At 38.9% G+C, this 13,333-nt stretch carries 13 protein-coding genes; 8 read left to right on the forward strand and 5 right to left on the reverse strand.

Annotated elements, in window-relative coordinates; translation table 11 throughout:
• Positions 1-232: 232 nt before the first annotated feature.
• The 8 genes from CWC14_RS08625 (at position 233) to ilvN (ending at position 9,964) form a co-directional block, all read left to right on the forward strand.
• Complete coding sequence (locus tag CWC14_RS08625) at positions 233-1,741, forward strand: GGDEF domain-containing protein (protein WP_138562392.1); 1,509 nt, start codon at positions 233-235, stop codon at positions 1,739-1,741.
• A gap of 77 nt (positions 1,742-1,818) precedes the next feature.
• On the forward strand, positions 1,819-3,162 hold the full coding sequence (gene ppnN / locus CWC14_RS08630) for a nucleotide 5'-monophosphate nucleosidase PpnN (RefSeq protein ID WP_013463271.1): 1,344 nt from the start codon (positions 1,819-1,821) through the stop codon (positions 3,160-3,162).
• 8 nt (positions 3,163-3,170) lie between these two features.
• Positions 3,171-3,944, forward strand: coding sequence for a flap endonuclease Xni (gene xni, locus CWC14_RS08635; RefSeq protein WP_138562394.1), 774 nt, complete (start codon positions 3,171-3,173; stop codon positions 3,942-3,944).
• 69 nt (positions 3,945-4,013) lie between these two features.
• Positions 4,014-4,409, forward strand: a complete 396-nt coding sequence (locus CWC14_RS08640; RefSeq protein ID WP_024600863.1) for a DUF3192 domain-containing protein — start codon at positions 4,014-4,016, stop codon at positions 4,407-4,409.
• On the forward strand, positions 4,409-6,091 hold the full coding sequence (locus CWC14_RS08645; RefSeq protein ID WP_138562396.1) for a hypothetical protein: 1,683 nt from the start codon (positions 4,409-4,411) through the stop codon (positions 6,089-6,091). The genes CWC14_RS08640 and CWC14_RS08645 overlap by 1 nt, the downstream gene beginning before the upstream one ends.
• A 179-nt stretch (positions 6,092-6,270) precedes the next feature.
• Positions 6,271-7,278, forward strand: coding sequence for an isocitrate dehydrogenase (locus CWC14_RS08650; protein WP_138562398.1), 1,008 nt, complete (start codon positions 6,271-6,273; stop codon positions 7,276-7,278).
• Between the two features lie 461 nt (positions 7,279-7,739).
• Complete coding sequence (locus tag CWC14_RS08655; RefSeq protein ID WP_138562400.1) at positions 7,740-9,464, forward strand: acetolactate synthase 3 large subunit; 1,725 nt, start codon at positions 7,740-7,742, stop codon at positions 9,462-9,464.
• Positions 9,464-9,964: an acetolactate synthase small subunit gene (ilvN, locus tag CWC14_RS08660; protein ID WP_076921825.1), complete on the forward strand. Its 501-nt coding sequence runs from the start codon at positions 9,464-9,466 to the stop codon at positions 9,962-9,964. The genes CWC14_RS08655 and ilvN overlap by 1 nt, the downstream gene beginning before the upstream one ends.
• A gap of 64 nt (positions 9,965-10,028) precedes the next feature.
• On the opposite strand, the gene CWC14_RS08665 is transcribed toward ilvN, so the two are convergent.
• The 5 genes from CWC14_RS08665 to CWC14_RS08685 form a co-directional block, all read right to left on the reverse strand.
• Entirely contained in the window at positions 10,029-10,304 is a 276-nt protein-coding gene (locus tag CWC14_RS08665; RefSeq protein ID WP_008112559.1) for an HU family DNA-binding protein, read from the reverse strand.
• A gap of 208 nt (positions 10,305-10,512) precedes the next feature.
• Positions 10,513-11,052 carry a DUF3833 domain-containing protein gene (locus tag CWC14_RS08670; protein ID WP_138562402.1) on the reverse strand — a complete coding sequence of 180 codons (540 nt, stop codon included), beginning with the start codon at positions 11,050-11,052 and terminating at the stop codon, positions 10,513-10,515.
• Between the two features lies 1 nt (position 11,053).
• Complete coding sequence (locus CWC14_RS08675; RefSeq protein WP_013463263.1) at positions 11,054-11,542, reverse strand: chalcone isomerase family protein; 489 nt, start codon at positions 11,540-11,542, stop codon at positions 11,054-11,056.
• A gap of 30 nt (positions 11,543-11,572) precedes the next feature.
• Positions 11,573-12,073, reverse strand: a complete 501-nt coding sequence (locus tag CWC14_RS08680; RefSeq protein WP_138562478.1) for a DUF2878 domain-containing protein — start codon at positions 12,071-12,073, stop codon at positions 11,573-11,575.
• On the reverse strand, positions 12,051-13,313 hold the full coding sequence (locus CWC14_RS08685) for an SAM-dependent methyltransferase (protein WP_138562404.1): 1,263 nt from the start codon (positions 13,311-13,313) through the stop codon (positions 12,051-12,053). Before CWC14_RS08685 ends, CWC14_RS08680 begins: the two co-directional genes overlap by 23 nt.
• Positions 13,314-13,333: the final 20 nt, after the last annotated feature.

Here is a 13,333-nt window from a genome sequence, read left to right on the forward strand (position 1 = left end):
GTTTGGCATTTATGCTGCGTTATCGCCTATTTATGGGGAATAACCACACTACGTAGGCTCTGCCTTGCCTAAAAACCAAACGCACTGCTGCAAAATCAACCTCGAAAGATAAACAGACCCTAAAAACATTAAGTTTTTGATCTCATACCTACTATTAATATGTTTTTGTTGTAAACTAAAACAATAAAGGTATTAAAATAATGGTGTGTAGGTGTCTAGGAGCTCCAATACGGTGGAACAAAAACTAAAGCAAGCAATCGACAGTAGAAAAGTAATAGAAAGCGCACGTAAACATCAAGTTGACACCCTTTCTAACTTTGCAGCTAAGTTATCTTTAAGCTGTAAAGGACTTGATATTGAGCTTGATAACCGCCTAGCAAAGTTCCGTAGCGCATTAAACAAAGGAATGGATTTTGAAGACTTCTCTCCTTTGGTAGATGATATTTTGGCCTTGCTAAAAAATCAAGAAGCGATTCAACTAGCGCATCAACGCGACCTGTTAACCAGCGTACAAAATGCAGGAAAACAGTTACAACAAACGAAAGGCCTGCCTGACGAAACCCGCAGAACGCTGCGTCATTTATTAGATAACCAACTTGACGATATACAATCGGTGCATGGGTTTATCCCAATATTAAACCAATTGATCACCTTTTATCATCAAGCTTTAATTGCTAAAAGCAATAATACCTTTAAACCACCCAATTTAAGTGTGCTCACTGAAAAGCTGTTTAAATTAGTTAGTGAGCTCGAACTAGAAGAAGAAGCCAACGAATCACTGTATTTAATAAAAAAACGCATTGCTAAAAATAAAGCCGTTGACCAGCTACTTGATGCCGCAATAGATGTGATTACTTTAATTGTTAAAAGTTTTCACGTTGAGCGTGAATCAGCGCAAAGCTTTTTAGCTTCATTAAACCAAACACTTGAAGAGCTGCATCGCTCATTGGTATCAACCAGTGAACACTCTCAATCGATGAATGTTGAATTTGACTTAATAAATAAACGCATTGGTGAAAAGCTAGAAAGTCTAAATACACAAACAAAAAATGCGACCTCAATCACAGCGTTAAAGCAGCTAGTTGAAAACGAGTTACGCTCACTCAGTGCAGATATTTTAGAAAAAGAGCAACTCGAACAAAAAGATCGCAGAATTTTAGTTGCCAGCTTTACACAAATAAATGAAAGAATTAATAGCTTAGAAAACAAAGTCAGTAACTATAAAAAACGTTTAAATGAGCAACGATTTAAAAGCTTACTCGACAGCCTGACAAAACTGCCTAATCGCGCGGCATTTGATGAGCGTTACAACTACGAAATTAATTTATTTAACGAACAACCCTCAGACATAACGCTAGTTGTTATAGACGTCGACCATTTTAAATCAATCAACGATCGATTTGGCCATACTGCGGGCGATATTACTTTACAAGTTATTGCCAAAGCGTTGCAAAAGTCGATTAGGCAATCAGACTTTATTGCACGCTATGGCGGCGAAGAGTTTGTGCTATTAATGCCACGCACTTCACTTGAAAACGCGACAGCGCACCTCAATAAATTAAAACAGTCTATTAAAAAGATACCGTTTAAATTTAAAGACAAACAAATTGAAATTACTGTTTCGATAGGCGCAACCCAATTTAAAGAGGGAGATACCCCTCTAAAAGCATTTGATAGAGCCGATCAAGCTTTATACGATGCTAAAAATTCAGGCCGGGATCGTCTGTGCATTAGTAAATAGTGTTATGCATTTCTACCTTTGAGTACAAGGCATAATTACGCAGTAAATTTACCCAAGAAGTTTCAAGGAGAATGCCGATGCTAATACAGTTAAACCCAACAGGGGTATTAGATTTATTATCGCAGCTAGAAGTAGACCTACTAGAACAGTCATCAACAAGCGAACGTTACAGGTTATTCAGAAATTGTGTTTTAGCTGTGCTTAATGTAGGCAGCCATACCGATGTAAGTAACGATATATACGAAAAACATAAAGACTTTGATATTCGTTTGGTAAGCCGTGAACGCGGTATTAAAATTGAATTAGAGAACCCGCCGCAAACGGCCTTCGTTGACGGCCACATAGTCACCGGCATACATGAGCACATATTTTCGGTTATTCGCGATATCTTATTTATTTGCCAAAAGTATGAAAAAAATCTCCAAGAAACTAAAGCCATTACCCACATGGTTTTTGACATGCTTAGAAATGCCGACGCTCTTAAAGTAAATAGTGAACCTAACATGATTGTATGTTGGGGCGGCCACTCTATTAACGAAATAGAATATAAATACACTAAACAAGTAGGTTACGAATTAGGCTTACGCGGGTTAAATATTTGTACTGGCTGTGGGCCTGGTGCAATGAAAGGCCCGATGAAAGGCGCCACTATTGGTCATGCCAAACAACGTATAACTAACAACCGTTATTTAGGTTTAACTGAGCCCAGTATTATTGCAGCTGAGCCACCTAACCCGATTGTGAATGAACTGGTTATTTTACCCGATATTGAAAAGCGACTTGAGGCCTTTGTTCGCACCGCTCATGCCATTATTATTTTTCCTGGTGGTGCAGGCACAGCTGAAGAACTATTGTATTTATTAGGTATTTTGTTGCACCCTGAAAACGAAAAGCAATGTTTACCTGTTATTCTTACCGGTCCAAAACAAAGTGAAGCTTACTTTGAGGAGCTGTGTCAATTCATTCAAATGACTTTAGGCGATGCAGCCCTAGATAAATTTGAAGTGATTATTGATGATCCTCAATTAGTAAGCCAAAAGTTAAAGTCGGCAATGAATGGCGTACGCGAATACCGTAAAAGCCAAGGGGATGCATATTACTTTAACTGGACCTTGAAAATAGACAGTGATTTTCAGCAACCTTTTTACCCCTCTCATGAGGCCATGGCGTCGCTTGATTTACACCTTGATCAACCCAAACAACAGTTAGCGGCTAATTTACGCCGTGCGTTTTCGGGAATAGTGGCGGGAAATGTAAAAGAAGAAGGTTTAAATGCGATTAAAAAAGACGGCCCGTATGTCCTCAGTGGCGAGCCTGATTTAATGAAAGCAATGGACACACTTTTACAAGCGTTTGTAGAACAAGGTAGAATGAAGCTCCCTGGCAGTAAGTATATTCCTTGTTATACAATAAAAGCGTGAGTTTATAATTGAATCCCCATTTACTTCTTATTGATGCGCTTAATTTAATTAGGCGCATCTATGCTGTTGATGCTAACCAAACGCATCACAGCGACGAACATATGTTAAAAGCATGCTGCGCTCGAGTAGCACATGCCTGCAAAAAACTCATAACAACCACTAATGCAACCCATGCAATTGCTGTATTTGATGGCGATAAAAGTTGGCGCTATCACTTTTACAAAGATTACAAACATTCGCGCGCCCCGATGCCACAAACGTTAAAAGAAGCCTTGCCACATTTTAAAGCGGCCATTGAAGAAACCGGCATTGTGGTATTTGAGCCGACTAACGATGAAGCCGATGACATTATTGCAACATTAGCCCATAAAGCCGCAAAAAATCAGATAAATAACACTATTGTCTCTACCGATAAAGGGTTTTTACCGCATTTAAATGAGCAAATTGAAGTGTATGATTACTTTAAAAAGCAACAGCTCACACAGCAGCATATCCAAGAACGTTTTGGCGTGGCACAACAAAAACTCATAGACTTTTGGGCTCTGGCAGGAGACAAAACCAATGACATTCCAGGTGTTAAAGGCATTGGTATTAAATCGGCGCAACAATTGGTGAATCAGTACAACACTTTCGAAGAGGCATTAAGCGATGAATCATTAAGTGCGCGCTTACAAAAAAAGCTTGCTGATGATATGGATATGTTTGTTATTTCTAAACAATTGGTGAGTTTGCGTACTGATATCCACTTAGGCTTTAGTTTAAAGCAGTTAAGGCTTAATTAGTCGCAAGTTAATGGCACTGAACGATCGCAATACGTATACTAGTAATAGTTATATTGGTCTGGGTAGGCAATGTTTAAAAAGTTTTTTAGGTATTTGATATTGGGATTAGGTTTATATGCACTGATAGCCACGTCGGTTATTATGTTTTATAAAGACGATCCACAAGCAATGATTTGGCAAGACCGCGAAGCATTCAATAAACGCTATATTGAAAAACTGCGCTTAGAAGATGCTTTTACGCTAAACGCTGTGCTTGAATATTTAGGCAGCCCAGATTTAACCTACGCGAAGCGCGATGGTGAACAGGTGTGGCAAGTTATATTTTATCGTACACAACATAAAACCTCGGATGGCATTACCACCATGGATGAATGTACCGGGTTATTATTTAAAAACGGCCAACTAATAATGTGGGGCCCAAGTGCTTATGAAAAATACCTTGAGCAAAATGATGGAACAATTTAATGGAAGCACCACTGTCGGGTAACCTAAAAAAGCTACTCGAAAGCACACAGTTGCTTTTAAGTTCACATAATAATAAAAACCAGTGGCATACTTTTTACCCGATTGTTTGTAAACTTGCAGAGCAATACGCATCATTATATAAACAAAACCCAGCAGCGTTACAAGCTCAGCTCAATTTGTATAAAACACACTATAGCTTTGCAACCAATTTAGTGGTTAATCAATGTGTTTTAACCTGTGCATTAAGTGCTAGCCAAAATTACGATAAACACTTAACAGAGCTTTATATCAGTGCCTCATTGGTGGAACACCTTTGTGTTGCTAATCAGTTGAATAAACTAGCCCAACAGCAAGCATTTACTAATACCGACACTAAAATGTGGCAGTTACGCCATAAACTCGCTGCCAAAGTGATATTGACATCACAACAACCAGCACATCAAATTGCCCATATTTTAGCTAAACTAGCCAAATACAAACACGCATTATTAAACACACCTAAAGTCATGCTTTATGACGGAGCCAGTGTATTGGTTGCTTTGGCAAATATTTTGGCGCTTAACGTAACCTGCAACGCAAAACAGCAGCATATTAGTTTTTATAAAGCAGTAGCTGATTTGTACATAAGAACCCCCAACTCATTCGCACAGAGGCTATTAAAAGACTTAGTGGCACACGTTGGACAATATGTACCAGGTAGCCAAGTGGTTTATGCTGACCAAACAATGATTTATTTGGCTACAGATTCGGCAGGCCGTCATATTATCGTTAATAATGCCAATACAAAAATAGCTTGGTATCGAATAAAAGCATCATTAGAGGATGGCTCAAAGGCATGGCCGTGTAATGACGATCGCTTGTTTTTAAAAGTCTGGGACAGTGAGTATCTGCATATTGTTCATAAGAGTGACGATACACAGTCCTCTTTGTACGAATTAGTTAAACAAATAAAAAACCAACAAGAGTACAGTTACAAAGCATTAAATACATTACTTACCCCTTATCCTAATGTTATAAAATCAGTGTGCCATGCAGTAAAACTGTATAATAAAGAGCTGCAACCGGCAAAAGATTTAAGGCATAGCTTGTCTATGGTCGGTTACGATAAGGCCCCTGCGATTATTCAAGGCATGGTTTTCGAGCAGTTAGTAAATAGTATTGCCCATCCTTTACATACATTTTTGTGTACCCGCATGGGTTGTTTAGTCAACATTGTAGAGCTGTTAGTAAAACACGATAAAAATTTGCAAAGTGAACGCATTAGTTTGAGCCTATATGCCTATTTATATTATCTATTAATTAATTACAGCCCAGAAGTTTCTAGAAAAATCACCCTAGACCAAACACCTAATAAATCCTTAGATACGCCAATATGCACATTTTTTGGCATAAACAATGTTGATACCCCTCATTTAACTAATGAGCTTAATGAATTACTTAGTAGCGACCCCTGGGCAATAGCGTTATTAAAAGCTGAAACATTGCCTAAAAAGCAGCTCGATGATAGCGCTAAGTTGTGGGCAGCTTTGAAAGTTGTAGCCCAGCGCGTACTTAAACCTAACCAACCATTAACAGCATGGCAACAGCAGATATTAAATCAACAACTCACCCGCCATGGCTGGAAAAGTGAGGTCATTTTTTATCAATCCCTGCAGCAATTAGGTCTGCACAATAGTATTTAGCTGACTTATTATCACTATAAATTAAAGTTATACCCTGTATTTGCAGTATAAACTGGCAAAATGTTCAATAAATTGGTATAAATGCCGGCTTAAATTTAGCACCCCTGTCATATAAGTAGTCTAAACTCTGTGAGTATTTTTTATTTATGTGTGTATCCAAATCTTTAAAGGAAAAGTTCATGGCCAAACAAACCATAACAGTGATCAAAGGCGACGGCATCGGCCCAAGCATTATCGACTCAGCACTTGAAATACTAAAAGCCGCAGGATGCGATTTTGATTATGAATTTGTTGACGCTGGCCTCGCTGCGCTTGAAAAAACGGGCGAATTGCTTCCACAAGAAACAATTGACACGATTGCTAAAAATAAAATCACTTTAAAAGGTCCATTAACGACCCCTGTAGGCGAAGGCTTTACATCAATCAATGTAACACTTCGTAAGCAGTTTGGTTTATACGCTAATGTTCGTCCTGTGAAGTCGTTCGCAGGTACTAAAGCACGTTACGATGACATTGATATTATTACTGTTCGTGAAAATACCCAAGGTATGTATTCAGGTGCAGGTCAAGTAGTGAGTGCTGATGGCAACGAAGCTGAGGCAATGTCTGTGATCACGCGTGAAGGCGCTGAAAAAATCGTTACTTTTGCATACGAGCTAGCTGTACGCGAAGGCCGTAAAAAAGTAACCGCTGTTCATAAAGCAAATATTTTAAAATCAACATCGGGTTTGTTCTTAAAAGTTGCTCGTGAAGTGGCTGAACGTTACCCTGAGATTGAATCAACTGAAATGATTGTTGATGCAACCTGTATGAAACTAGTAATGACACCGGAAGAGTTTGACGTAATTGTAACGACTAACCTATTCGGCGATATTTTATCTGATTTATGTGCTGGTTTAGTTGGTGGTTTAGGCATGGCGCCTGGTGCTAACATTGGTGAAGATGCGGCTATCTTTGAAGCTGTTCACGGTAGCGCACCTGATATTGCAGGTAAAAACCTAGCAAACCCTACGTCAGTTATTTTAGCGTCTATTCAAATGCTAGAGCATTTAAATATGGGCGATACGGCAGAGCGCATTCGTAGCGCAGTGGCAGATGTAATTAAATTAGGCGACCGTACTACTCGCGATTTAGGCGGCAGCCATGGTACAACTGACTTCACTCAGTCGGTAATCGACCGTCTGTAACAGTATAATTGAATTATAAAGCCAACATCTGTTGGCTTTTTTTATGCCTGCTCAAAACCGCTTGTATTACTTTAATGTAATTAATGTGTATTTAAGCTCCCTACTCCTTAAAATTGAAAATGCATAATTTCTGCTTTTAAAGTGAGAATATTTCATAACAATTAGAATTTAAGATTAAAAAAGATATAAAAGTGAATTTTTAATCCAAAACTTTAGTTTTTGGTTGACATGAGCGCGCAAAAGCCTTAAAAATAACCACATATAAAAATTGTAATTTAAACAGCATTTTATTTTAAAGAGCAAAACATTATGAACACAGAATTTCGTCTTTTAGTCTTACTCGTACTGGTCTTAGTGATAAGCCCAGCGGGGATGTATTAAAAGGTGAAACATGCTTTTTAAAACCCTCGCACTACGCGGGGGTTTTTTTTTTGCATAAATCAGTCAACAGAGGAATGAGGATGAGTAAACAAGAATATAATGGCTCTGAATTGGTTGTTAAGTCATTAAAAGAGTTAAACGTTAAGTATATATTCGGTTACCCCGGTGGCTCAGTATTAGACTTATATGATGCGCTATTTCAACAAGATGATATTGAACATATTTTAGTCCGTCACGAACAGGCCGCCACACACATGGCCGATGGTTACGCAAGAGCAACCGGTGAAGTCGGTGTTGTACTTGCCACTTCTGGACCAGGGGCAACAAACTGTGTAACAGGCATAGCAACTGCGTATATGGATTCTATTCCGATGGTGGTGTTATCAGGTCAAGTGCCAACCAACTTAATTGGCGATGACGCCTTTCAAGAAACGGATATTGTTGGCTGCTCTCGTCCGATTGTAAAGCATAGCTTTAATTGTAGAAGCGCTAGTGAAATCCCCAATATTCTTGCTAAAGCCTTTTATATTGCCAGCTCAGGTCGCCCAGGCCCAGTTATCGTTGAACTTCCTAAAGACATGCTTAACCCTGAGCTAACTTTTGCTTACAACTTTCCAGCGGCAACAGAACTCAGAACCTACAACCCTAATACCAAGGGTCACTCTAAACAAATTCGTAAGGCCGTTACTGCTATTTTAGAAGCGAAAAAGCTGGTTATTTATTCTGGTGGCGGAATTGTGCTTTCAAATACATCAGAACAACTAACCCATTTAGTCGAATCGCTTAATGCCCCTATTACCAATACCCTAATGGGACTAGGCGGTATATCAGGCATTCACCCTAACTTTATTGGTATGTTGGGTATGCACGGTACATTAGAAGCAAATAAAGCCATGGCCAATGCTGATGTTATTTTAGCCCTTGGCGCACGATTCGATGATCGAGTTACCAATAACGTACAAAAGTTTTGCCCTAATGCCACTATCGTGCATGTAGATGTCGATCCGACTTCAATTTCCAAAACCATAAAAGCACATATTCCGGTTGTTGGCTGTTTAGCCACGGTACTTGAACAGTTACAAACTGCTATAGATAAAAGCCCAATAAAAATAGACCGCAGTGCACAAGAAGATTGGTGGCGACAGGTGATCAGTTGGCGCGAACAAAAATGCTTAAACTACAATACCGATGGCGATAAAATTAAACCTCAAGCAGTTATAGAGGCTATTTATAAAGCGACTAATGGTGATGCTTATGTCAGTTCAGATGTGGGCCAACACCAAATGTTTGCAGCGCAGTATTATCCATTTAAGCACCCTCGTCAGTGGATCAACTCAGGTGGCTTAGGCACCATGGGCTTTGGCTTACCAGCAGCTATGGGGGTTAAGCTCGCCTTTCCGGATAAAGAGTCTTTATGTGTGACTGGCGATGGCTCTATTCAAATGAACATTCAAGAGCTTTCTACCTGTTTACAATACAACTTAGCGGTAAAAGTGATCTCGTTAAATAACCGTTCACTAGGTATGGTTAGACAGTGGCAAGATATGATTTATGGCGGCAGACACTCCTCTTCCTATATGGAATCACTTCCTGACTTTGTAAAACTTGTAGAAAGTTACGGCCATGTAGGAATACGAGTCAATACACTGGATGAATTACAGCCGGCAATAGACAAAGCCATGTCGATAACCGATAGATTAGTGTTTTTAGATATTTTAGTAGACGAAAAAGAACATGTTTACCCGATGCAAATTAAGCACGGTGGCATAGATGAGATGTGGTTAAGAAAAGGAGTAAAGGCATAATGCGTCGTATATTATCTATATTATTAGAAAATGAACCCGGTGCGTTGTCACGTATAGTGGGGCTTTTTTCTCAACGAGCTTACAACATTGATAGTTTAACTGTTGGAACCACTGATGATGAGTCACTCTCGCGTATTACTGTCACCACTAAAGGCGATGATAGAATTGTTGAGCAAATCACCAAACAGGTAAATAAACTGGTTGATGTGCTTAAGGTAATCGATTTAACCGAAATGAGTCACATAGAGCGCGAACTGTTATTAGTAAAAGTATTTGCTAAAGATGAAGCTACGCGAGCTGCTGTAACGCGTGTTGTGGATGTATTTCAGGGCGCTATTTTAGATATGGGGCGTCAAAGTTACAGCCTACAATTGGTAAGCAGTACCGATAAAATAGAGTCGTTTTTAGATACCTTACGTCATGAAACAGACATTATAGAAGTGGTGCGCTCTGGCGCGGTCGGCATTGGTCGCGGAGATAAGGCGCTTAAAGCTAAATAAGCGTTAAATTTACAGTAAAAAAAAGGGCTAAATAGCCCTTTTATTATTTTTATAAACCTAAACCTTATAGGTTTACTTGGTCTTTAAGACCTTTACCTGGTTTAAAGCTTGGAATAGTCGCTGCTGAAATTTGGATTTCTGCACCTGTTTGTGGGTTACGACCCGTGCGAGCAGCACGTTCTTTAACTGAAAAAGTACCAAAACCAACTAATGCAACAGAGTTGCCTTCTTTTAGTGAAGAAGTTACAGCGCCTGTGAATGCATCAAGTGCACGTGTAGCGGCTGCTTTAGAGATTTCTGCGTCAGTAGAGATTTTTTCAACTAGTTGAGCTTTGTTCATTATTAGATTCCTATTCGTTATTATTTTGCCTTCGCAAATCCTATCTTTATGCATTTTCGAAGAGTTAGCAACAGCAAATTACGTTTTTTATCTAAAATACTAAAAAATTAGTAAAATTATAATAATTCACTGTAAAATACAGCGAGTTGGGTTAACAAAAACTTAATTTAAGCACAAATATAGTGCAGCTATGCACTGTGATGAGTCGCTATATTTTTTCTATTACTAAGGTCACTTCCCCGACCTCAACGCCAAACTTAACAATAGATGTGCGGTTTATCAAGCGCGTATTGGTGACTAAATACATCCAATCATCAAAGTTAACTTCAAAAGTGCTGCCATCGTAAGGAATTTCTACATTGTAGTTCCAATGAAAAACACTGCCTTCACTTTTGCCTGTGGCCGTGCCTAAAACATCAGAAGCAGTACCGGTTAACGTGTTGTCGTCGTTTAAGGTTATTTTCCAAATACGTTTTTGGGTTTCGCCGTCATCATAAACGAAGTCTTCCTCAATAACGCCTTGGTTGCCATCCCACTTAGCGCTCAAGTCTACAACAAGCTTTCGGGTTAATTCGCCTTTAAAGTCTTGTACAACACCGTAGGCTTTTAAATCGCCGCTAAAAAAAGTCTTAAAATCGAAATTAGGTTCTGAGCCTTTGTAATACTCTACACTCGGCGCTGAACAACTTGCAATAAAGAAGCTTACTACCAGCAGCAAAGTTACTTTGATACGTTTTAGATTAATCATATTAAATCCCTAAAAGTTGATTTCTAATCGATGGTTCTGAGGTGTTCTCACTTAGCCAAATAGCTAAGAAGTCATCTGCAAAAGTGGTGTCTTCTATGCGGCCTATTTCATTGTCATTGTGAAAGAAAATACTGTGTCCTTGCTGATCGGTCAGTAAGGTTAACGATTCACCCTTTTTAATGTCTGGCCATATGGCTAATAATTTATCTGCATAGCGAGCTGATAATTGTGATTTACCTAAATGTTGCCATTGCTCTTTAGTGGCTTTTACAATGTCTTTAGCATCAAAGTCGCGCAGGTAAGTTAAAGTAAATTTAACCGGCGTTTGCTTGGGACTATAAGATCCAGAGGGAGTAAAAAGCGTTGCATCATAAACATCCCAAAAAAGGTATTCCATACGTGCCTCGCCCACTTTGTTAAACTGGGTATCAGCATAAGCAGCATGGTTAAACAGGGCATAAATTAGTACTAAATTTAAAAGCGTTTTCATAATCAGCTCCAAGCAGTAAATACAATTGTTTTATTGCTTAATAAACGCGCCAATTTTACCGTTAATAAATAAAATAACGCTAAACGTTGCAGCCCATAAAGCACCGTATAAAGGCCAAAATTGCCATAACGGCAAGCCGAGTTCTAACACATCGAATCGCGCCCCTGCCCAGTAACTTCCTGGTGCAAACACTAAGCATACAATAAACGCTTGCCAAGGTTTAAGGGTTGTTAAAAACGACATAGAGGTGTTAATACATAGCAATAAAGCAGCCCATAAAAACACTAACCAAAGTGGAAATGGCGCTACTTTAAATTCAATCAGACCGAACTTAACCGCGATAAACTCACTTAGTAAGGCTAGTGGTAAGCACTTTAGAAGCAAAAAAGCATCCTGTTTTTTTTGCGCTGACAAATAAAACATTAATGCAATGATAACAGTTGAATAGATAAGTGAGTGCTGTTCAAGCAGTAGGCATAAAAACCACACTACTTGAAACAGCGCAAAATTAATAAGCGAGTGCAATCTCATCATTACTACTCGTAAAACGGGGTTTGCGTGCCATTAAATGTACGGTACTTGTTGCGCGAGTTCTAAATGCGCCCTCGCAATAAGCAAAATAAAATAGCCATAGACGATAAAATCGCTCATCAAATTTATTACTATCAAGATTTGGCCAACTTGCAATGAAACGATCTCGCCAATCAGCAAGGGTTCTTGCGTAGTGAGCTCCAATATCGCTAACTGTGTGGATATTCATATCGGTATGATTTTTTATTTGCTCACTCATTTCGTTGAGCGAAGGCAAACACCCACCAGGAAAAATATACTGCTGAATAAAGTCAGAATTTTTTAAATAATGTTGGTAACGCTGATCGCTAATTGTAATTGCTTGAATAAGCATAGCACCGTCGTCTTTTAATAGCTGACCGCACTGAGTGAAAAAACTAGGCAAGTACTCATGACCAACCGCTTCTATCATCTCAATTGATACTAGCTTATCGTATTTACCGGTTAATAAACGGTAATCTTGTTTGAGCAAGGTTATTTTGTTTTTAAGCCCAAGCTCTTTAATTTTATTTGCAACATAATCGTGCTGTTCATCAGAGATGGTAGTGGTTGTTACATGGCAGTCGTAGTGAGTAGCCGCATAAATTGCAAATGCTCCCCAACCCGTACCAATTTCAATGACGGTGTCGCCTTGTTGTAACTCAACTTGCTCACAAATACGCTGTAATTTGTATTGCTGTGCTTGCTCGAGGGTGGCGTCTTTACTTGGGTATACGGCACTTGAATAAAGCATTTCTTTACTTAAAAAGGACTCGTATAAATCATTGCCTAAGTCGTAGTGAGCAACAATATTCTTTTTAGAACCCGAATGAGAGTTTTTATTTTTAATGTGGTTTATACGATGAGCAATGTTACTAAAAAAAGCGAATTTCTTTTCAAATGCGTCTAGTTGATCTTGGTTAATTGCAAAAATTTCGATCAACCGAGTTAAGTTATCACACTGCCACTGCCCTAATATGTAAGATTCTCCCGCGCCAATACTTCCCGAGAGCGCAAATGCTTTATACATAGCAGTATCATTAACGGTTACCGTTACTTTAAGCTCTGATGACGTATCGCCAAATACAGACTGCTGATTATTGTCTACAAGCACTATTTGGCCTGTTTCAATAGACGAGAACGCTTTGAATACTAACTTCTTGTATAAGTTAGTAAACCAACTTGTGCGTTCTTGAACGCGTAAGCTCGATACCTTTTCCATACACTTACCTATATTATTGT

It is taken from the genome of Pseudoalteromonas sp. S3260 (assembly GCF_005886925.1).
GTDB classification, from domain to species: domain Bacteria; phylum Pseudomonadota; class Gammaproteobacteria; order Enterobacterales; family Alteromonadaceae; genus Pseudoalteromonas; species Pseudoalteromonas tetraodonis.